Origin of the sequence: Algibacter sp. (genome assembly GCF_029245835.1) — a bacterium.
Taxonomy (GTDB): Bacteria; Bacteroidota; Bacteroidia; order Flavobacteriales; family Flavobacteriaceae; genus Algibacter_B.
The window spans coordinates 35,852-57,355 of the sequence record NZ_JAQWOO010000067.1; the positions used below are offsets into that span (position 1 = coordinate 35,852).

General features: G+C 30.9%; 17 protein-coding genes. 6 read left to right on the forward strand and 11 right to left on the reverse strand.

Annotation, left to right across the window (positions count from 1 at the left end; all coding sequences use genetic code 11):
• Positions 1–5: 5 nt before the first annotated feature.
• From P8K68_RS10865 to P8K68_RS10880, 4 genes are all read right to left on the reverse strand, one after another.
• Positions 6–4,955 carry a choice-of-anchor L domain-containing protein gene (locus P8K68_RS10865; protein ID WP_300250729.1) on the reverse strand — a complete coding sequence of 1,650 codons (4,950 nt, stop codon included), beginning with the start codon at positions 4,953–4,955 and terminating at the stop codon, positions 6–8.
• A 147-nt stretch (positions 4,956–5,102) separates the two neighbouring features.
• Entirely contained in the window at positions 5,103–7,853 is a 2,751-nt protein-coding gene (locus P8K68_RS10870) for a T9SS type B sorting domain-containing protein (RefSeq protein ID WP_300250731.1), read from the reverse strand.
• A 28-nt stretch (positions 7,854–7,881) separates the two neighbouring features.
• On the reverse strand, positions 7,882–8,706 hold the full coding sequence (locus P8K68_RS10875) for an ABC transporter permease subunit (RefSeq protein ID WP_300250734.1): 825 nt from the start codon (positions 8,704–8,706) through the stop codon (positions 7,882–7,884).
• 5 nt (positions 8,707–8,711) lie between these two features.
• Complete coding sequence (locus tag P8K68_RS10880; protein ID WP_300250737.1) at positions 8,712–9,614, reverse strand: ABC transporter ATP-binding protein; 903 nt, start codon at positions 9,612–9,614, stop codon at positions 8,712–8,714.
• A 125-nt stretch (positions 9,615–9,739) separates the two neighbouring features.
• On the opposite strand from P8K68_RS10880, the gene P8K68_RS10885 reads away from it, so the two are divergent.
• Complete coding sequence (locus P8K68_RS10885; protein ID WP_300250740.1) at positions 9,740–10,804, forward strand: hypothetical protein; 1,065 nt, start codon at positions 9,740–9,742, stop codon at positions 10,802–10,804.
• Positions 10,805–10,810: 6 nt separating this feature from the next.
• On the opposite strand, the gene P8K68_RS10890 is transcribed toward P8K68_RS10885, so the two are convergent.
• The 3 genes from P8K68_RS10890 to P8K68_RS10900 are packed head-to-tail and all read right to left on the reverse strand — an operon-like array spanning position 10,811 to position 13,787.
• Positions 10,811–11,323, reverse strand: a complete 513-nt coding sequence (locus P8K68_RS10890) for a hypothetical protein (RefSeq protein WP_300250743.1) — start codon at positions 11,321–11,323, stop codon at positions 10,811–10,813.
• A 39-nt stretch (positions 11,324–11,362) separates the two neighbouring features.
• Positions 11,363–12,379 carry a COX15/CtaA family protein gene (locus tag P8K68_RS10895; protein ID WP_300250745.1) on the reverse strand — a complete coding sequence of 339 codons (1,017 nt, stop codon included), beginning with the start codon at positions 12,377–12,379 and terminating at the stop codon, positions 11,363–11,365.
• Complete coding sequence (locus P8K68_RS10900) at positions 12,366–13,787, reverse strand: HD domain-containing protein (protein ID WP_300250747.1); 1,422 nt, start codon at positions 13,785–13,787, stop codon at positions 12,366–12,368. Before P8K68_RS10900 ends, P8K68_RS10895 begins: the two co-directional genes overlap by 14 nt.
• A 382-nt stretch (positions 13,788–14,169) precedes the next feature.
• Here P8K68_RS10900 and P8K68_RS10910 point away from each other — a divergent pair, with 382 nt between their 5' ends.
• Positions 14,170–14,925, forward strand: coding sequence for a Kdo domain containing protein (locus P8K68_RS10910; RefSeq protein WP_300250750.1), 756 nt, complete (start codon positions 14,170–14,172; stop codon positions 14,923–14,925).
• 1 nt (position 14,926) lies between these two features.
• Here the strand turns inward: P8K68_RS10910 and P8K68_RS10915 are convergent, their stop codons facing one another.
• The 4 genes from P8K68_RS10915 to P8K68_RS10930 all read right to left on the reverse strand — a co-directional run bounded on the left by P8K68_RS10915 (position 14,927) and on the right by P8K68_RS10930 (position 18,784).
• Complete coding sequence (locus P8K68_RS10915; RefSeq protein ID WP_300250753.1) at positions 14,927–15,682, reverse strand: glycosyltransferase family 2 protein; 756 nt, start codon at positions 15,680–15,682, stop codon at positions 14,927–14,929.
• A 2-nt stretch (positions 15,683–15,684) separates the two neighbouring features.
• Positions 15,685–16,836 carry a CDP-glycerol glycerophosphotransferase gene (locus P8K68_RS10920; protein ID WP_366143747.1) on the reverse strand — a complete coding sequence of 384 codons (1,152 nt, stop codon included), beginning with the start codon at positions 16,834–16,836 and terminating at the stop codon, positions 15,685–15,687.
• Positions 16,837–16,854: 18 nt separating this feature from the next.
• Positions 16,855–17,847, reverse strand: coding sequence for a Stealth CR1 domain-containing protein (locus P8K68_RS10925; protein ID WP_300250756.1), 993 nt, complete (start codon positions 17,845–17,847; stop codon positions 16,855–16,857).
• 121 nt (positions 17,848–17,968) lie between these two features.
• Positions 17,969–18,784 carry a 2,3,4,5-tetrahydropyridine-2,6-dicarboxylate N-succinyltransferase gene (locus P8K68_RS10930; protein ID WP_300250758.1) on the reverse strand — a complete coding sequence of 272 codons (816 nt, stop codon included), beginning with the start codon at positions 18,782–18,784 and terminating at the stop codon, positions 17,969–17,971.
• A 327-nt stretch (positions 18,785–19,111) separates the two neighbouring features.
• Between P8K68_RS10930 and P8K68_RS10935 the strand changes: the two genes are divergently transcribed.
• From P8K68_RS10935 to P8K68_RS10950, 4 genes are all read left to right on the forward strand, one after another.
• A complete protein-coding gene (locus P8K68_RS10935) occupies positions 19,112–19,420 on the forward strand; it encodes a hypothetical protein (RefSeq protein WP_300250761.1) in 309 nt (102 codons plus the stop codon).
• A 193-nt stretch (positions 19,421–19,613) separates the two neighbouring features.
• Positions 19,614–20,024: a Holliday junction resolvase RuvX gene (ruvX, locus tag P8K68_RS10940; RefSeq protein WP_300250764.1), complete on the forward strand. Its 411-nt coding sequence runs from the start codon at positions 19,614–19,616 to the stop codon at positions 20,022–20,024.
• 251 nt (positions 20,025–20,275) lie between these two features.
• On the forward strand, positions 20,276–20,866 hold the full coding sequence (def, locus tag P8K68_RS10945) for a peptide deformylase (protein ID WP_300250767.1): 591 nt from the start codon (positions 20,276–20,278) through the stop codon (positions 20,864–20,866).
• Between the two features lie 54 nt (positions 20,867–20,920).
• On the forward strand, positions 20,921–21,349 hold the full coding sequence (locus P8K68_RS10950; RefSeq protein WP_300250770.1) for a DUF5606 domain-containing protein: 429 nt from the start codon (positions 20,921–20,923) through the stop codon (positions 21,347–21,349).
• Positions 21,350–21,504 lie beyond the last annotated feature (155 nt).

The window sequence follows — 21,504 nt, forward strand, 5'->3', positions numbered from 1 at the left end:
AAAAATTATCGTTTTAAAGCAAAATGTCCTCTAATGTTAAAAGACTCTCCATCTTGAATAATATCAGCAGAAAACCAATAATCATCTGAAGGCATATTTTGTCCATTGTAAGTCCCATCCCATCCTTCAGAATAATAGGGAAGTGTTTTAATTAATTTACCATGCCTGTTATAAATATAGACTATAGTTCCGGGTAGTTGATTGGCTCCAACAATATGCCATGTGTCATAGGCATTATCATTATTTGGTGTTAAAAATTTTGGTATATCAAAAATGAAAACAGGTTTCTGAACGTCTAAACAACCATTTAAATCTCTTACAGTAACAATATGAGAACCAAAAGAAACATCTTCAAAAATATTAGAATTATTTGGAGTGTTTTCAACACCATCTAAAAGAAAAATATAATCACCAATTCTAGAATTGTCAATTTCGACTGTTATACGATTTGGATCTGCAAAATTAACAGTTGGAGTAAAATTAATTACAGCTTCATCAGACGGAATAACTTCAAAATTGTGGGTGTACGAACAATCGTTTCCTATAACGTTTGGTCTTGTTACTGTAACAGAATAGCTGCCCACGTTTATAGGAGCAACAATAATTTGACTTGTAGTTTCGCCTGTAGACCATAAATATTGATCTCCAGCTACGCCTGTATCAGCGACTATTAAAACAGGGTCGCCGTTACATATTGGAATAGTTTGTGCTATTGGGATAATTGGTAATGGATGTACACGAATATTAAATTGTGTTGTACTATAACATCCAGTACTGTTATTTTCGAGTCTAACAAATATGATGTCTCCATCAATAGCTGAATAGATATTTGGTAAAGCATCTACTTTATTTTCAGCATTACCTAAATTTTCATAAAACGTTATAGAATAATCAGAAGCATTTAATCCTCCTAAAATGGTATTGTTGTTATCTGTTAAATTGAAAATTTGTTCGCCATCATAATCATCATCACAATCTACAAAACCTGGTGGCGTGTTAGCAACAGGATTTTCATTTATCTGCAAAATAAAAGACGTTATAATCGGGCAGCCTGTTACTGCATCTGAAACTCTGACAAAAATTTCGTGGTTACTAGTTGTGTAATTAAATATATTATTTAAAGGAGCTAGATTATTATCGGCATTATTTTGACTGTCATGATATGAAATATTTACCAATGAAGTATCATCAACAACCATCTCGTTAACTTGAGATAAATCGTATGTATTTGTATCATTATCACAAATAGTAATTATAGGTATTGTATTTATTTGTGGCGGTAAATTAACAATAAGTTCAAGTGGTGAAACAGTATAGCACATTGTTATAGTATTAACAATTTTAATATATATTGTTTTGGCTACCGAGTTAAAATTGGCTGGATTAATAATTTCGTTTGAATTATCTAAGCCGTCGCTACTATTAATATCTGTTTCATTTTCAAAATAGTTTATTTCAAGATTACTTTTTACACGGTCTAAAACTTCAAAATCTGGAGTTATAGTATCTAGATTATAAAAAGTTAAATCAAAAGAAGCTTCACCATTAGATGTTGGTGCGCATGCTGTTAAAGATGGTGCGCCCACAAAAACATCTGGAGCTGCAACAATGTTTATTCCAATTTCTTCAACAACAAAACAAAAGGATGCAGAACTTTCAATTCTTATATAAATACTCTGAGGGTTTCTAATATTGGTATAATTTGCAGGTAATGGTTCTGTTGCGCTTTCAGCAAGCTCAGGTGTTTCATGAAATGAAATAGTTAAAACATCAGGAGAAGTTGCTTGAATTTCATCAGCTTTTGCTTGTAAATTAAACGCGCTAACACCATCATTACTGGCATCATCACAAACTAGAAAATCTATTATAGTATCATAAATTGGATCTGGTGCTACTTGAATATTTATAGAACCTATACTAAAACATGTAGCATCTGTAATATTTTCTACTCTTATATATATAATTTTTGAGTCTGAATTATATGGATCATTCTTAGGAATGGCATTTGCTAAATTTCCACTAATAGCATCAGTCTCATCTTCAAAATAATAGACTTCTTTACCGGTTTGTCCATTTAATATTTCAACATCAGTTTCTGCTAATATAAAATCAGCAAAACTATCTCCATCATCTTCACAAACTTGGAATATGATACCTGTAGGAATAATGGGTAACGTATTTATTATGGCTTCAAATGAAACTACAGAATAACATCCTGTACCACTTACCGCATCTTCAATTCTTATAAAAATAGTTTGTGTATTTGTATTATAGGCATTTCTATCTGAAACAGGAATAGCATTAGCAGTAACATTATTATTAGCATCATCAAAAGATGTAAAAACATCAATAGTAAAACCTGTTCTGCTAGGTAATGCTTCATCTATCTTATCTTCAAGGTTAATTATTGAAAAGCCATCTTGATCATTATCACAAATAATTTCGTCTGTTGGCTGTATGGCTGTTGGAGCAACAAGCACTTCAATTTGAAAAGGGTTAACGGTTGAACATCCAGAATCTATATTTACAATACGCGCATACAGCGTTTCAACAGGATTGGAATTATTATAGAATGGCGGCAGTTGATTGTTTTCATTATTAGTGTCAGCATCCGCTTGTGTTTCAAAATAAGTAACCGTAAAATCAGTATTACTTCTTGTAACAATATCGGTTACAGATCCGGGTTCAATGGATTGTAAATCTATACTTGCTATACCATCGTCATCATCATCACAATAGGGTATAGTTACATTATCGAATAGTAAGATTGGGTTCACCAATAAAGTAATTTCAGAATTTTCAACACAACCACCATCTTCTATTGTTATGTATAAAACTTTTGGGCTTAAAGCTGCAAATGGTGTTGTTTTATCTATAGCAATGCCATTGTCTCTATCGTCTTCAGACTCGAAAAAGTTAACTGTTATTGAGTTAGGTAAATCATTAGCAATAAAATTCTCTAGCGTGTTTAAATCAAAATCTAAAGTATCGGTATTATCATCGTTAGTATCGCAAAGAGCAAAATCTCCTACATCAGTGCCAGTAAGTAATAAATTGGTATGGATTTCAAAAGGGACTATGGTCGCACAACCTGTAGTGTCATCTTCAATTCTTAAGTAAATAGTAGCCGAACCAGGTTCTAATACGGCATTGGTATATTGGTAATTAGTTTCATCTGCTATAGGGCTAACATTCATTTCAGCTTGATCAAAAGTAGCATGAAAGGTCGTTGAAACTCCGGTTAATCCGTTTAAAATATTAGCAATAACTTCTGTTAAATCAAAAGTGGCTTCACCGTCTAAGTCTCTATCACAAGCATCAATATATTGGGTGTCTCTATTAGCAACGGGGCTTAGTGTAACCACAATATCTAATGTCGTATTTGTTACGCATCCAGTATTGGTATCTACAATTCTAACATAAACCTGATCATTAGGGGTATTTGTATTTATATAAGGGGATGGTATTGGGTTATTTCCTGAACTAGCATCTAAAGGGTTGTAATGATAAGAAACCAATAAATTTGTTTGTCCGGAAGTAATTTCATCATCTTTTTGGGTTAAATCAATAATGGCATAACCATCAGGAGTATCATCACCATCACAGACCTCCAAAGGAGTAGGGGCTAAGATATTAGGAAGCGGGTTTACAATAAGGTTAAAAGTTGTATATGAAAAGCAATTGCTATCTAAATCTTGAACTCTTACAAAAATAGGTTGCGGGTTTACTGTATTTGGGATAGGCGTGGTTATAGCACCAATATTTAATCTTGCATCATTATCAGAATAATGATAACTTAATGTATAATTGGTAAACGGTGAATTATTAGATATTTCGATATCCTTAGTTGTTAAGTCAAACACCTCGGTTTCATCACCGCTAGAATCATCGCACAATGCGTAATCAGTAATTGGATCCATGGGTTCTTCGGTATTTAAAACCACAACAATTTCATCGGTTTCTACACAAGAGGTTCCATTAACAGGAACAGCAACTTCAACCAGATATGTGCCGTCTTGAACTGCATTATATGTAGCATTAATAGCGCCTGTAATTAAAGTGCCGTTTCTATACCAAGCATACGAGGCAAGAGGGTTTTGTAAATCCGCATTTAAAGTTCTAGAACTATCACAAGTGATAATGTCTTCTCCTAAGTCTAAAATTCTAAAACTATCACCTTCAATAAATACTGCTGAATCAAAGGTGCCATCGGTTTGATCTGCAATAACTAATTTAATACGATAAGTAACATTTGGGAGAATAGAACCAAAAGCCGTTAAAACGGTTGTTCTACCATTATAGTTTGTATCACCGAGCGTATAACCAGCAAAATATTCTTCGTTTTGGGGCTCACAATTAATTGTATTTGCATTAACATTATGAATGGTACTTGTATTTACAGGTGTTGAGGTTCCTGGAATTAGTGCGATATTTTGGTAAGGATCTGCGGTACCAGCTTCTTTAATAAGAAAGGCAAAACCATCAGAAAACTGACAAGGGTTAATACCAAAGTACTCTTCTGATGCTAACAGATAATTAAATTGAAATTGATTTGAAATGGATACAAAATCAAATTCAATTGATGTGGCGTTAACTGTATTGGTAATGCCTAATGCTGTTTCTAAATCTGGATCAGTAACCCAAGTTGTTGAGCCTTCGCTAAGAGTAGGTGTTATTTGTGAGTTTCCTCCAGACGCCGAAGCTCCTGTAGAAAGCATAATTCCATTCTCAAAAGGAAAATTTGAACCTGCTCTTTCAAAATAGGCATAACTCGATAAACCACTCGAAATACCATTTACAGACGAACTAATATTGCTAATATCTACACAGCCATTAACTAAGTTATCTTGCACTAAAGATTGTAAACTAACAGAGTCATCAACCGAAATTTGTTGAGAAAACACAAAATTTCCACTAAAGCAAAGTATAAATAAGATGAGGTATATAAGTCTCATAACTCGTAGGTGTTTTCTAGTTCTTTTTTATTTATTAAAAATAATAATTAGTTGGGGCTAATTAAAGGCGAAAAGTAGATTTTTTTCAGATGAAATGCAAAAAAAACAGGATAAAATGCATTTAAATTAGTTTTTTCGTATATATAGTTAGTTAATTAAAGCAAAATGCCCTTTAAAAACTCTTCCATCTTGTAATTTAACAGAAAACCAATAATCATCTGTAGGTAATTTTGCTCCGTTTATGATACCACTAAAACCTTCACCTAAGGGTGATATTTGTTTTAATAATTTACCAAATCGGTTGAAAATTTGAATTTTGGTATTAGGTTGAAACATATTAGACACACCATATAATTTCCAAGTATCGTTTACCCCATCATCATTAGGCGTAAAAAATTTAGGAAATCCAATAACAGAAACAGCTTTATCAACTACACCACAATTGTTTTTTATATCTTGAACATAAACGGTGTAAATACCAGGAAATATATTTTCGAATATATTACTATCTTGATACGGCTGTAATGTGTTATTATTTTCATCAGCTAATCTGTATTGATAGATGCCTTCTCCTGTAACGAAAACGGTTATGGAATTATTTTGCGAGAGATCCTTAACATCAAACGGAGGCATTTCAAAAGTGGCAATATTTGAAGTTTCAACAGTAACGGTTCTATCTTTAGAACAACCATTGGCATTTATAACAGTAACTTTATAGTCTCCCGGCGTATTTATATTAATTTGGTATGTGTTTTCACCTGTAGACCAGCTATAGGAGTAATCGCTAATAGAGCCATCTAAATCTCCAGCATCTATAGGTATGGTAGTAGGGAAACTATTTAAGCAGTAATATTCTACATCTTCAATAATTACATCTGGTAGTTCGAATACATTAAGAAACAATTCACTAATACCATAGCAAATATTAATATTTTCAACACGGGCATATAGTGTCTCACTGTAAGGTGTCTTATTTGTGTATGTTGTATTTAAATTGTTTTCTTCTAAAAGGGCATCATTATAACTTTTATAATAAACAACATTTAAGCCTAAAGGGAGACCCTCTAGAATATCAGCTTCAGCATCATTTAGGTTAAAGGTGTGAAATCCATCTTCAATACCATCATCATCACAGGTGTTTAAAAATGCATTATTAGAATCTGTTAAAGTAACATCAAGAGTTAATTCAGAAAAACTGATACAACCTGTTTCATTATTTATAACGTCTACGTAAATAATTTGTGGATTAATATTATTGGTAAAAGCGTTTCCATCAATTTCTAGTGTTCTTGCTGGATCTGTATAAAATTTAGTTAATCTGTTTCGAATACTTCCTGTTAGCGCCTCATTAGCTTGGTTGAGATTAAAAGTTGTTAAGCCATCAAATACGCCGTCTTCATCACATTGAATTAGGGTATAATCAAAAGCATCTGGGTTTGGTGTGAAGTTAACAAAAGCCTGACCTTCTAAGGGACAATCTCCACTAATTAGTTCAATAAACACTTCATAATGGCCACTTTCAAAAACTTCTAAATCAAAATCAGATTCAGCTAACGGCATGCCATCTAATGTCCAAGCATAATTAGCTCCAGGTATATCTTCAGAAGCTAAAACGTATGAGCTACCATCACAAATTGTTAAATTAACAGAACTCTTATCGTTTTTTATAATATCAATTGTGGTATCAAAAAACGATACTAAAAAAGGGGGGAGTCCTTGAGAGGAATTAAATGGCGATAAGTCTATGGCGTTATGTCTGTAATTACTTCCTGTTCCAACAATATTTGGGTTTTCTATAACACCAAGATAAGGTAACCCTGTATTATAAGTAGCACTTAATGCTCTGTAAATTTTTCCGTCAGGTCCTAATTGTAAAGCACCTCTATAAAGGTTTCTTGAATCTAAAACTACTTGAGAATTTTGTATGTCGGGAACCGTTAAATTAAATTGAGAAAGTGTTGAGGTATGATTTTGAGGGTTTTCAGAATTGCTTGGATTTTCAAAATCAAAAAAATCATTTGATGCATGCACATATAAAAGGTTACTATTTGGTGAAAATTCTAAACCGTACGGTGTATTGTTAGGGGCATTAAATACTAATTTTGTAGCATTGCTTACTTCTCCAGATGCCGAATCAAAATCATAAACAAACAAGCGATCTTCGGTATTAATAATATTTTGTCTAGTACCTGCTGATGCGTTTGCTGAAGCTAATTTTTTTCCATTAGGAGATAGTTTTAAATAACCTCTATAATCGGTAATATTAATAGGAAATACAGATTTTACCGAATTAGGATTTACTCCAAGATTACTAACCTCGAAAGCGTGAAAGGTATTATGCTCTTCTAATGTTCCATTTTCTGAAGCAAATGTTAATACCCATATAGATTTTGTGAAACAATCTTTTAATACTGCTGATAATTTTTCAGAACAGTCAGGTAGTAAATTTATATTCTTATTGGTTACAGCGCCTAAACCGCCACTTAATGTCATATCTATTTCAGAATAGTTTAATCCATAATGAATTTCATTACGATTATGGTCGTCTGCTGTAAATATGTAGTAGATATTTGGTGTATTAGGTTTTGGAACAATGATAGCAGATTGTGAACTTGATGGATCTCCAAAAAGGACATTTCCGTTTGTCATCACATCATGATTTCTGTTCCATATGGTTATGCCATCTGTATAGAATAACAAATCGCCATTATTATCAGAAATTGACGAGCAACCTTCAATAGTATTTAATTGACCATCATTTTTTTTAGTGATTGAATTATCATTAAGATCAAATGCTATTGCAGCGTTATAACCAAAATACCAATTTGAGGCTTCATTTTGGCCATAAATAAATAGTCCATATAGGCTAAGAATTACGAATAATACTGTCTTTTTCATTTTTCAGTAGCAATAGCAACCAAAGATATCATAAATCGCGCTTTCTTAATAATCTAAACGATAAAAAGATGAATAGGGTGGTCCAACATAAAACAATAAGAATTTCAAACCCATGCACTCCATAATCATAAGCCAATTCTGCTGTATCAGGGAATTTCGTCATAGCAATTCGTTGAAATGGTTGGTCAATCAATTTATACATGGATTTAAGTGGGAAGAAATTTTGAATTTTTTCAGCTAAAGTTAAATCAGATTGCCATGCTATTAAACCAAATAGTATCCATTCTATAATATATAATATAAATAGAAAGGCTAATGCAAATGCAGAACGTTTTACCAGCATACCAAAAAATAAACATAAACTAAAAAAGCCAATTAATTTTATAAAGTAGGCCATAAGAAATTCAACGCCTCTAAATATTATAGACGCTTCATTATAGCTAGAATAGTATAAACCAATGCATAAAGAAATTAGTCCAATAAGAATGGTTGAAATCAATGAGAAAAATACAATGGTGTAAAACTTAGAGAGTATAAATTCTTTTTTGCTTAAACCGTCAATAAGATTTTGTTTTATGGTTTTATTACTATACTCATTACCAATCATGCTTACTACTACTATGGCAAAAAAGAATTTGAATTGTGATGAAAAAAATGTGGTTAAATGCCATATAACAGGAAAATTAAAAACGCCAAGTTCTCCCAATTCTAATGTAAAAAAACCAAAGACATTAATTTTTAAAGATGAAAGTAATATGACGAAGAATGGTAAAACAAACGATACAAATATGAGTATTTTACTTGTTTTATTAAGTAATAGTTTTTGTAATTCTAAATTTAAAAGTCTTAACATTCTAATTAGTTTTGCTTGTTGTCAGTTAATTGTAAAAATTGTTCTTCTAGACTTTCTTTCCGTTGCACTAAATGAGTTAAAATAATGCCCTGTTCAAAAAGATATTTATTGAAATCTTCAGATTTCATGGGTTCATTTAAAAATGCAGTCACCAAATGATTTAGAACTTTTATTTTTCCAAATGATTTATTGTTCTCTAAAATGTTAACTAACTCCGTTTCATTATTACACTTAAGTTCAAAAAAACCATGACTAGAAATCATTTCATCAACTCTGCCGGAATACAATTTTACACCTTTACGAAGCACAACCACATGAGAGCATACCTTTTCAACTTCATCAAGTAAATGAGATGCTAATAGAATAGTAGTGCCTTTAGCTGCAATTTGTTTTATTATTTTTCTAATTTGATGAATACCCTGCGGATCTAATCCATTAGTTGGTTCATCAAGAATTAATATTTCCGGATCGTTTAATAGGGCAGAAGCAATGGCCAGACGTTGTTTCATGCCTAACGAGTAGGTTTTAAATTTACTGTCTTTACGTTCTATAAGTCCAACAATCTCTAGCTTCTCATCAATTTTACTAAAATCAACACCTTTAATCTTACAAACAAGCTTTAAATTTTGATAAGCTGTCATGTACGGATAAAAGTTTGGGCGCTCAATAATAGCACCTACTTTTTTTAAAGCATCATGAGTTGTAGTATTCCCATCAAACCAATGAAAATCTCCTTCGGTTTTATTAACAACATTTAAAACAATACCTAAAGTTGTTGATTTTCCACTGCCATTAGGTCCTAAAAGACCATAAACATTACCCTTTTTTATAGTAAAGGATAAATTTTTAACTGCTGTTAAATACCCAAATTTTTTTGTAAGGTTGTTAATTGTAAGAATAGATTCCAAACTACATATTTTTTATACTAACTGAAGATGTTAGCAATGGTTAGTTGTTTAAGTATGACGATACGCATCAATTTTTGTTACAAACTAATAATAAAAACCTTAAATTTGATTAATTCCTTTTATTTATGCAAGATTTAAAAATTTCAAAAAAAAAGCCGTCATTTCCAATTACACCAAAGTTACACGGTTATCTTTCAAAGTATAACAGAAATGTGAAAATCCCTATTTTTTACGATGATTTACTACGTTTTCAAGGGTCTATAGTCGTTTATGATAAAGATGATATTGATACACTTTGGATTCGAGTTTATTATAATGAATTTGAAAGACAGGAAATAGAATCCGCTTTAAAAAAAGTATATACTATATTTCACTCTGATGGAAATGAAAATATTTTACCCTTTTTAAATGTTGATAATATTGATTTTTGCACTTTTGGAAATTCAAAGCCCTTTAGAATAAAGATAAGAAATGTTTTAAATGATAACTCGACTTATTTCTATGTTAAAACTGCAGATGCTTCTCGCGTTTACGGATTAGAATTAGAGCATATGTTATCTCCAAACAATTTAAATTTTTTAGTACATGAAAACACTTTAATAGAAGAGCACATAGTTGGTATTCCGGGAGATGAATTTATTAAAAACATATTACCTAATTGTAGTAAGTCTGAAAAATCTCAAATAGCCAAAGAGTTTGTTAAATTTAATGAAAGGTGCATGATTAGACTATTAGGAGATATGCGTTCTTATAATTATGTTATTGTACCCACCCATGATTTTGATAAAGTGGTTTATAAAATAAGAGCTATAGATTTTGATCAGCAGTCTTATGAAGGTAAATTTAATATTTACAGACCACAATTTTTTAAAGAGAATTTTGAAATGGTTGAATTGGTTGCAAAAAGTATTCAAAAACTGTCCATTGATCAATACAAAACAGAAGAGCGTTCAATATTAGTAAAACGATTGAAGAGTTCTAATATTAGATCTAAAAAACTGATTGAATGTATGATATCAGATGAGATTTCAACAAAGGAAAATATAGAAACTTTGAAAATGACCATTTTTGATTATACCCATGATATTAATTTTAAAAAGAGCAAAAATATGGGAGAGATTTTAAAGTATTCTTTAGATTTTTTAACTCGAAATTATGAAAATGTTAACTTAGCAAATATAAGGGGCTAATTGTGGTTAATTCCAGTTTTCGTTAAAATCTAGGTCTTCGTAGTCATCTACGTCTATTCCGTCTTCAAATTCGTTATAATCTTCGTCTTCATCAGCTTGAAACACTTTTTCTGGAGCCGTATCTGGAACTTGACCTTGAACAAACATGAGGTTAGGGTAATCATTACCATCTGTTTCATCAACAATTTCAGCCAATTCAACATAAAATGTCCACATGCTCATAAAGTCATAAACATATATAAGTTTGGTTTGAGCTTCATGAACAACACTATCTAAAGATGTTTCATTCATAAGTCGTGCAGAGGCATCTTCACTTAAATCAAATAATGAAATTTCTTCACCTTGCTCCCAGATATCATTACTTAAATAAAATGATGCCATTTCTGTACCATCAAACCCAAAAGATTGTGTAATAATATTATGTAAATCTTCCAGAGTATCTGTTTCACGAATTTCTAAATCGCGAAAGATATCTTCTTCTGTATCATTATCTAAAATAACTCTAAACCTATAAACCATTAGTGATTAATTATGCTACAAAGGTAGCTTTTTTTTAATTTATTTTGAAAATCGATGTAGGGTAAATGTCATAGCGCTCAATAAGAAAAATGCGCCTACTTGATGGGCTACTCCTAACCATACCGGAACTTGAAGCAATATTGTAAATACGCCGAGTAAAAACTGAATACCAACTATAATTAAAAGCGCATTTATACCTTTTGATTGATATGTTGTTAGTTTTAATTTTTTAGATTTTATGTAGATTGATATAATGAAACCAACAACTATAAAAGCTAAAATTCTATGAACAAATTGAACACCACTTTTTCCTTCGATGAAGTTTCTATAGGTTGGAATTTGTTCTGTATAAACCGTTTCGTGCATAAATTTACCTTCGTTCATCATTGGCCAATGATTGTGAATCCATCCAGCATCTAAACCTGCTACAAAAGCCCCATAAATAATTTGAATTAGTAATACGGCGAGCCCCCAAAGTATTAAATTCTTAAAGGGCTTATGGATTTCTTTCTTATTAGGGAATATTAAATCCAGAGCCACCCAAAAGGTATAGGCAAAAGTTATAAATGCAGTAGTTAAATGTGCGGCTAACCTGTAATGGCTAACATCTGGATTATCAACTAAACCGCTTTTAACCATATACCAGCCTAAAAAACCTTGAAAAGCGCCTAAGCACAAGAGTAATGTTGCTTTTTTTAAGGTAGGTTTTGTAAGTTGTTTTGTAATTAAAAAGTAAATAAAAGGGAGTAAAAATACAATACCTATAAACCGACCAATAACTCTATGGAACCACTCCCAGAAATAGATATCTTTAAAGTCTTGAAGTGTAAATTGGTTGTTTAGTTTTTGGTATTCAGGGTATTTTTTATACAAATCAAAAGCGCTCTCCCATTCAACTTCATTCATAGGAGGAATGGTTCCTGAAATTAATTTGTAATTGGAGATAGATAAACCAGAATGTGTTAGTCTGGTTATACCTCCAACAACTACCATAATAAATATTAAAAAACACCCTGTTAAAAGCCAGTAAATTACTTTTTTGTTATCCTTTTTCATTTTTTAAGCCTAATTTTTTTCCTTTTTCTAACATCAATTTATATGCGGCTTCATATTCATTTGGAATATCGCCTTCTAGAATAGCTTCTTTTATAGCCTCTTTTATAATACCTATTTCACGAGATGGTTTTAAATTAAAAGCAGTCATGATTTCTTCACCAGAGATTGGAGGTTGAAAATTTCTGATATGATCTCGTTCTTCAACTTCAATAATTTTATCTCTAACAATTTTAAAGTTATTATGGTACTTATTGAATTTTTTAGGATTCTTGGTGGTTATATCTGCTTCACATAAAGTCATTAAATCATCAACATAATCTCCAGCATCAAAAACTAAACGTCTTACTGCAGAGTCTGTAGCCATATCATCAGCCAAAACAATAGGGCGAGAGCTCATAAATACCATTTTTTGAACAAACTTCATCTTGTCATTTAATGGCATTTTTAATCTTTTAAATAGTCTGTAGACCATTTTAGAGCCTTCAAATTCGTGCCCATGAAATGTCCAACCTACTTTTTTGCTAAATTTTTTCGTTGGTGCTTTCCCAATATCGTGCAGTAAAGCTGCCCAACGAAGCCAGAGGTTATTTGTGTTTAAGGCTATATTATCAACCACTTCAAGTGTATGGTAAAAATTATCTTTATGGCGTTGTCCTTCAATCTCATCAATACCTTTTAAAGCCGTTAATTCGGGAAGTATATAATCTAGTAAACCTGTTTTTTCTAATAACAAAAAACCTTTAGATGGTTTTTTACTTTCAAGAATTTTGTGTAGTTCCGTTACAATACGTTCGTTTGTAATTATCTTAATCCTGTGGCTATTGTTTGATATGGCTTCAAGAGATTTTTTTTCAATTGTAAAATCTAGTTGTGAAGCAAATCTTATGGCGCGTAACATACGTAATGGGTCGTCACTGTAAGTTATATCTGGATTTAATGGTGTTTTAATTATTTTATTCTGTAAATCTTCAATACCATTAAAAGGGTCTAGAATATCACCAAAGTTAGCTTCGCTTAAGTTTAAGGCAAGCGCGTTAATAGTAAAATCTCTACGTTTTTGGTCATCTTCCAAAGTGCCATTTTCAACAGATGGATTTCTGCTATCTTGTGTGTAAGATTCTTTTCTGGCTCCTACAAATTCAATTTCAATATCACCATACCTTAACATGGCGGTGCCGTAAGTTTTAAATACCTGGACTTTAGGTTTATTAGGAAGCTGTTTTGCAACTTGTTTTGCTAGTTTTATACCATCTCCAATAGCAACTATATCAATATCTTTAGCATCACCACGCTTCAAAATAAAATCACGTACAAATCCGCCAATAACATAACTGTCTAAACCTAGCTCTTTAGCAGATTTTGAAATAATTTTGAATAGGGGATGTTGTAATGCTTCTTTGTAGTTCATTGATGATATTTGAGGTTTTATGCTCTTATTATTTAAGCATTACCATAGTTAATTAACTTAATTATTGACGATGGTTTTACATATGCTTTTTCGTTTTGCAAATTTACAACATAGTCCACACCTTTTAAAATGGCTGGAGCTATTTATTTAAATGATTTTGAGGTAGGTTAATCAATTATTTCAATAATATTAAATGTTGTTTTAAGTATTTGCTTTTCGTAATATTTTATGTGCTTTCATCTGCATATAATCACATTTATACTTTATTTAAATGGTGTTTTTTTTATTTCAGAATTGTTACTCTCATAACAAGTTGAGAACTTTATTTACAAATTTGGTATTAGTTTTTCTTGAATGGCTCAAAACTTTGTAATATTGCTAAATGAAAAAGGTATTTCATAAGTCATATAAGGATTTTGAAACAGAAATTGATGGTTTTATTGAATCGTTTGGAACATCGGGTGAGTCTATAAAAGACAAAAGAAACAAACTCAAATTGTTCAACTTAAATGACGTTGTAGTTAATATCAAATCTTTTAAGGTTCCTAATTTACTGAATAAAATTGGATATAATTTTTTTAGAAAAAGCAAGGCGCAACGCTCTTTTGAATATGCCAATAAACTCTTGGAATTAGGAATAGGTTCCCCACAACCTATCGCTTTTTACGAATTTCCATCGGTGTTTTTTTTTAAAAGTAGTTATTATGTGAGTGAACATCAAAAATATGATTTGACCTTCAGAGAGCTGTCTCATAATGCTGATTATCCAAACCATGAAAATCTTTTAAGAGCCTTTACTAGATTTACACATGAGCTTCATGAAAAAGAGGTTTTGTTTTTAGATCATTCTCCAGGAAATACATTAATAAGTATTACAAGTGATGGTTATGATTTTAGTTTGGTTGATTTAAACAGAATGATTTTTAAACCTTTGTCTTTTAATGAAAGAATTAAAAATTTTGAGCGTTTAACGCCTCATAAGCATATTGTAGAAATTATGAGTGATGAGTATGCTAAAATTTCTGGCAAATCTTTCGATCACGTTTTTACTCAAATGTGGAAAGCTACCCAAGAGTTTCAATATAAATTCAATAGAAAGAAACGACTTAAAAATAAACTAAAGTTCTGGAAAAATTAATTTAGTGTCTGTTTTTACGCAATAGCCAAAGCTTTACATAGCGCATAAAAACCACGTAACCTTGAACGTAGCCAATGGTTAAACCCACAACACCATCACGAAAACCACTTTGTAATATATAATGTTTAAAAAATCCCCAAAAGGGTTTTATAACAAAATGATAGGGTGTTAGTGTTCCTGTTTTTTTATCGTAATCTTTAGCTTGCCAAGAGGCGTAGCGATTCATTTTCTCAATATATAGGTCAAAGGTAATATAGGTGTTATGATATAATTTACTATTTAGGTAGCCAACATCACCATTTGCAATTATTTCGGAATGCACATGTTTGTCTTCATATTTACAAGCGTCTCTTTTAAATAATCTAATGACAGCATCATGTCTCCAGCCACTATAATTTACGCGTTCGCCCATAAAATGATTGTTACGCCCTATCCAAAAAGCGACAATATTTTCAGGTGGATTTTTAAGAGTTTCAAGAATTTCAGTTTTTAGTTCTAGTGTTACGCGCTCGTCGGCATCAACAAGTAAAACCCATTCATGTGTTGCTTGCGGAATAGCCCAGTTTTTTTGAGATGCTGAATATTCATAAGCTCTTTTAATAACTTTGACACCTAATTCTTGTGCTTTTTCTGTGGTGCCATCGGTACTCAAACTATCAACTACTAATATTTCATCTGCAAAATCTACAGAGGCAATAACCGCTTCTATATTATGAATTTCGTTTCCTGTTGGAATGATAGCGGTTAGCTTTTGCATTGTTATGATTTTGTAATTGTAAAAGGTTTATTAAAACTTTTTAAAGTGAAATAATTTAGTTTTTTTCTGATTTTATATTTCCGTATCAAATTTAATGGTTTAGATTTTAAATGACTTTTGTCTTTATGTAAATACGAAAGAGATGCTTCTATAATGCGTTTACTTGATTTTCCATCATTATAGGGATGTAGTTCTTTAAGATAATCATTAATAAAGTTTAATAACTCTTCAGGATAAGAAAGTGCTTTTTTAAAGGCATCCTCAATATGGATAGCATTTTGAATATCAATAAGGTAATTATGACTAAACGTATGATTAAATGTTACAACTGGTTTTTTTTGAACTAAAAACTCTTGAATTGCCGAAGTTGTATCAGCAAATAAAATGTCAGCTTTTTGAAATAAAGGAATTAAATCAGTCGTGTTGTAATATGTAAAATAATCATTATTTAAAGTGTTCCATTTTTTAATAATATGCTTTGGGAGTTTTGGATGTAATACCATAATGAAATTTAATTTTCCTGTCTTAGATAGTCGTTCTATTTCATTAAAAACCAAATCGTTATAAGCTAAACTTAAGCGCTCAGTAAAAGTAGAAGCAATCATTACAGTTTTTGTGATTTTTTTATTTGCTATTGGAAACAACGGGTCTACTTTGCTCCATCCTGTTTCAATAACTTCAAAATATTTATGTTTTTGGGCAAGCTCTTGAAACTTTTCTGTTGTGTTAGGTCCTTGCGTACAGTATAAATCAAAAAAACCTCGCAGTCTAAAGTGTGCGAATGAATTGTTTTTAGTAGGACGCTTTTCTGCATGAAAACCATGAAAAACTTGAACTTTTAGTGCGTTAAAAAAATCTGGTACACTATCTGTTATAGTTAAAATAATTTGTGGCGAATAATCAAAAACATCTTTGATTGTTTTTAGAATATTTTTTTTTCCTGCGATATTTGATTTACCATCGGGCTGGTCTGCAAACCATTTAACAATATACCCCATTTTTAATATTTCGGCTTCCAAAGGCATGCCAATAGGAATGGCGTAGCTATAAGAGATGTATATTAAAAACTTGTAATTCATTAATCTAGAGGAATTGTAATAGGTGTAATTTGCTTTAAATTTTTGTTGCGTAAATAAATAAGCTTTGTAGCTCAAAAATTAGTTTTTTCGATATTAATTAAAAACCAACTGTTTATCTATCCAGTTTAAAATATACTGTAAACTACTGTCGTCGGCCATATCTAAACTTTGAAAAGTAATAAAAATTTTATTTTTATTTTTTTCGAACCATTTTAATTTCAATTTTGTTAAATAAAGTTGTTTGTAATTTCTAAAATAAGTTAATTGTGCATTCTTTCTAAAATGGAAGGTATTCTTTTTAATTTCTAAATGCTCGGATAATGAGGATATAATAAATTGATCCTTATTTCTAAATCTATGTTTTATATTCTCTTCAAGAAGGGTTGGGTTTTCTTTAAAAAAGTTATGAAGGGTCGATTTTCTTAAACAAACAGGCGTGTGAAACCGTCTTATGTATTTTTCGGTATTAGCGAGTTTAGCACTGTTTTGTTGTAATTTTTTAAAGCTATAATTTCCTTTTTTATTTGGTTTGCCCAAAAACGTTTTGATTTTATTGTAAAGTGTTCTAAATTTTTTATTCTCATTAAACTTTTGCCATTCTCCTCTAATTATAGGTTGTCCATGAATGAAAAATTCATTTTCAGATACATTTCTCATTATAAAGGTGTCATCATTAAAAATAACAAAGTGCTCTGATAAATTGGGAATTCTAAATAACATTGAGCCAATTGAGCAGGAGTTAAAACAAGGTAAATATTCTTGAAAACCGTTAAATATGACTTTATGATCAACGATTTCTAGATTAATATTCTGGTTTTTAGCTAATAATTGAAGTGAATCAAAAGATTCTGGAGTTTGATTATCAGTTACTAAAAATATATTCTTAAAAAATGGAGCAAATTTAATAATTGCTTTAATTGCTATATTAATTTCTCCTATAGAATTATAGCGTTTTAAGTGTTTTTCCGATGAGAAATTAATTTTAGTTTCAGAATAGGTATTAATTTTTTGTTGCCAATTTTTATCATTACCATCAACCCAAGTTATAACAGCATCAACTTGAATATTAGTTTTTGATTTGTTCATGTGTTTTTAGTTTAGTTTCAATATTGATAAAATATAAAATTATTTAATTTTCTAAATTTAAAAAAAAAAAGGGCAACTATTAAAAGTTACCCTATTTTATAGTTTCTATTCACGATTCATACTAAACCGCTACACTATGTTCACGAAGGGCGTCATTTAAAGATGTTTTCTTATTTGTACTCTCTTTACGCTTACCAATAATCAATGCACAAGGTACATTATAGCTTCCAGAAGGAAATTCTTTAGCATAACTACCAGGTATAACTACAGACCTTGCAGGAACAACACCTTTATATTGAACAGGTTCATCGCCAGTTACATCAATAATTTTTGTACTCATGGTTAAAATAACACCAGCACCTAAAACCGCCTCGGTTTCTACACGTACACCTTCTACCACTATACAACGGCTGCCAATAAAGGCATTGTCTTCAATAATAACTGGAGCAGCTTGTAAAGGTTCTAAAACACCACCTATACCAACACCACCAGATAAATGTACATTTTTACCAATCTGTGCACAACTACCAACTGTTGCCCAAGTATCAACCATAGTCCCTTCATCTACATAAGCACCAATATTTACATAACTTGGCATTAAAATAGTACCAGCAGAAATATAAGCCCCATGGCGCGCTACAGCATTAGGAACTACTCGGATTCCACGTTCAGCAAAGTTCTTTTTTAACGGGATTTTATCATGATATTCAAAAATACCAGCCTCTAGAGTTTCCATTTTCTGAATAGGGAAATATAAAACAACTGCTTTTTTAACCCATTCGTTTACTTGCCATCCACCAGTAATTGGTTCTGCAACTCGCAATTCACCTTTATCTAATAAATCTATTACGTTTCTTATTGCTGAGGTTGTCTTTTCTTGTTTTAAAAGATCTCTATTATCCCAAGCTTTCTCTATGATTTGTTGTAGTTCAGTCATTACTATTATGTTTTTTGGCAAATATAATAGCTATCATTTAAAAAGACATTGAAATAGCCATAATAATAACTTGAATTCTCTAAGGAATATTCAATTTATTGGTGGTTTTTAAAGGATAGAAATATGCATTTTAACCTTTCAACTGAGACTATTCATGATGAAGTGCAGGAAAACGTGTATTTAAGCGATAAAATACGCACTTTAACTATTCGTCGATAAAAATTTGTAGCTGCTCTAGTTATCGAAAATACAAGGTTATACAACTAATTTTTTGTTCATTAGATACCATCTGGATATATATTTGAACCATCAAACAATAATAAACACATGAAAACAAATTTTTACATATTATTAATCTTATTACTTACTGTCTCTTTCGGAAACGCTCAAAGTTCTTCTGTAGTCGTAGAGATTGAATCTAATAAAACAATTTCTGTTTCTAACGAAGATGAAATTATTTCTGTAACTGCAGAGGTTAATACTATTAAAAATGATTCATTATTAATTGATGCTGCTAAAGTAAATGCAACAATCGCTCGTAGTTCTAGTGATATTAGAGTTTATTTAAACCGCAAAAGAAATGTTAGCAACTTCAATTTAGTATTTCAAGAAAATTATAAAGCTACAAGAGCTTAAAAAATAATGTTCAAGTATTAATAATTAAGGTTAACTATCGAGAAAGGCTGTCCATTTAGGATAGCCTTTCTTGTTTTACATGAGAAGTAATTTTTTTCTCAAGATTTTCCTTTAAACTGTCATTACCGAGTAATCGGTAAACTAAAAAAAAAATCTTAAAAGATTGTTTACTACTTTTGCAAAAAAAGATAATATGGCAAGAATTCTAGCGATTGATTTTGGTACAAAAAGGACAGGTATAGCTGTAACCGATGAGTTGCAAATTATAGCTTCTGGTCTTACCACAGTTAATACTAAAGATTTGCTTATTTTTTTAAAAGATTATACCTCAAAAGAATCTGTTGAATTATTCCTAGTTGGGGAACCAAAGCAAATGGATAATTCTGCCTCTGAAAGTGAAGTGCATATTCTGTCTTTTATTGCTAAGCTAGAAAAAGCGCTCCCAAATATTCCTGTTAAACGTGTTGATGAACGTTTTACATCAAAAATGGCATTCCAAACCATGATTGATAGTGGCTTAAAAAAGAATCAAAGAAAAAATAAAGCGCTTGTGGATGAAATTAGTGCAACACTTATTTTACAGAGTTATCTGTATTCAAAATAAGAGGCGTCTATTAAAGATTTCGTCAATTATTTTTTTATGCCTCTTTTTCAGCATTATTTCGTTAAAATTTTGAACCGTAATAACTGCTGCTATGTTTAAAAACATTACCTCATACTGTATTAAAACAGCCTATAAAAATTCCAATCACAAATTCTTAAATAGACTCTAAATTTCTAAAAGAATAATTTTTTGTTAAATACGATGCATAACGTATAAGTATTGTATTTTTGTAAATATTAATATTACACAGAATGATTTTACCAATTATAGCTTACGGAGACCCAGTTTTAAAGAAGAAAGCGAAAGAAATAGCGAAAGATTATCTTAGTTTCGATACCCTTTTAGAAAACATGTTCGAGACGATGTATAATGCTTATGGAGTTGGTCTTGCAGCCCCTCAAATTGGTTTACCTATTCGGTTATTTTTGGTTGATACAACACCTTTTTCTGAAGATGAAGGTTTAACAAAAGAAGAAGCAGAGGCTTTAAGTGGCTTTAAGCGTGTATTTATTAATGCAAAAATTATTAAGGAAGAAGGCGATGAATGGGCTTTTAATGAAGGGTGTTTAAGTATCCCTGATGTTCGCGAAGATGTGTTTAGAAAACCAAACATTACTATGGAATACCTTGATGAGAACTTTGAATCTCAAAAAGAATCGTTTGATGGTTTAATAGCCAGAGTCATTCAGCATGAATACGATCATATTGAGGGTGTTTTATTTACAGATAAACTTTCTAGTTTAAAAAAGCGATTAATAAAAAGTAAACTTACCAACATATCTAAAGGGAAAATAAATGTAGACTACAAAATGCGTTTTCCAGACCAAAAAAAGAGACGATAATATTTGCAAGACATCAATAAACATTTGATATTTGCGCCTTTCAAAAAAACATTTATGAGTTTAGAAAAAGTTATTTCAATTTCAGGAAAACCAGGGTTATATAAATTAATAACTCAAACACGTGGCGGTTTTGTAGCAGAATCTTTAGTAGATAATAAACGTATTTCCGTTAGTGTACAAAACAATGTAAGTGTGTTAAGCGAAATTGCTATCTATACATTAACAGAAGAAGTGCCTTTAGTTCGAGTTTTTGAGAACATCAAAAAGAAAGAAAATGGAGCGCAAACAACAGTAAAAGCTAAAGATAGTAAAGATAAACTAGAAGAGTATTTCTTTAATGTTTTACCAGATTATGATGAAGATAGAGTATATGCAAGTGATATCAAGAAAGTTATTCAATGGTATAATTTATTACAACAACATAATATGTTAAATAATTTAATTGATGATGAAGATGAAAAAGCATCAGATGAAGAAGAATAAAGCAAACTAAATATATAAAGACACTATCCTAAAAAGTGTGTAAGTTCAAAATTTCAGGGTTAAATTATTTATAGTTTAATCCTGTTTTCAAATATAGCTAAAAATTGGTTGAGTATAATTCCCCAATTTCTAACAGGCATTATCCATTTTTTAGT

What these genes read in the sequence shown, in the direction of transcription:
- P8K68_RS10865 (WP_300250729.1), bottom strand. Translation starts at nt 4,955, where the DNA reads ATGAGACTTATATACCTCATCTTATTTATACTTTGCTTTAGTGGAAAT.
- P8K68_RS10870 (WP_300250731.1), bottom strand. Translation starts at nt 7,853, where the DNA reads ATGAAAAAGACAGTATTATTCGTAATTCTTAGCCTATATGGACTATTT.
- P8K68_RS10875 (WP_300250734.1), bottom strand. Translation starts at nt 8,706, where the DNA reads ATGTTAAGACTTTTAAATTTAGAATTACAAAAACTATTACTTAATAAA.
- P8K68_RS10885 (WP_300250740.1), top strand. Translation starts at nt 9,740, where the DNA reads ATGCAAGATTTAAAAATTTCAAAAAAAAAGCCGTCATTTCCAATTACA.
- P8K68_RS10890 (WP_300250743.1), bottom strand. Translation starts at nt 11,323, where the DNA reads ATGGTTTATAGGTTTAGAGTTATTTTAGATAATGATACAGAAGAAGAT.
- P8K68_RS10895 (WP_300250745.1), bottom strand. Translation starts at nt 12,379, where the DNA reads ATGAAAAAGGATAACAAAAAAGTAATTTACTGGCTTTTAACAGGGTGT.
- P8K68_RS10900 (WP_300250747.1), bottom strand. Translation starts at nt 13,787, where the DNA reads ATGAACTACAAAGAAGCATTACAACATCCCCTATTCAAAATTATTTCA.
- P8K68_RS10910 (WP_300250750.1), top strand. Translation starts at nt 14,170, where the DNA reads ATGAAAAAGGTATTTCATAAGTCATATAAGGATTTTGAAACAGAAATT.
- P8K68_RS10915 (WP_300250753.1), bottom strand. Translation starts at nt 15,682, where the DNA reads ATGCAAAAGCTAACCGCTATCATTCCAACAGGAAACGAAATTCATAAT.
- P8K68_RS10925 (WP_300250756.1), bottom strand. Translation starts at nt 17,847, where the DNA reads ATGAACAAATCAAAAACTAATATTCAAGTTGATGCTGTTATAACTTGG.
- P8K68_RS10930 (WP_300250758.1), bottom strand. Translation starts at nt 18,784, where the DNA reads ATGACTGAACTACAACAAATCATAGAGAAAGCTTGGGATAATAGAGAT.
- P8K68_RS10935 (WP_300250761.1), top strand. Translation starts at nt 19,112, where the DNA reads ATGAAAACAAATTTTTACATATTATTAATCTTATTACTTACTGTCTCT.
- ruvX (WP_300250764.1), top strand. Translation starts at nt 19,614, where the DNA reads ATGGCAAGAATTCTAGCGATTGATTTTGGTACAAAAAGGACAGGTATA.
- def (WP_300250767.1), top strand. Translation starts at nt 20,276, where the DNA reads ATGATTTTACCAATTATAGCTTACGGAGACCCAGTTTTAAAGAAGAAA.
- P8K68_RS10950 (WP_300250770.1), top strand. Translation starts at nt 20,921, where the DNA reads ATGAGTTTAGAAAAAGTTATTTCAATTTCAGGAAAACCAGGGTTATAT.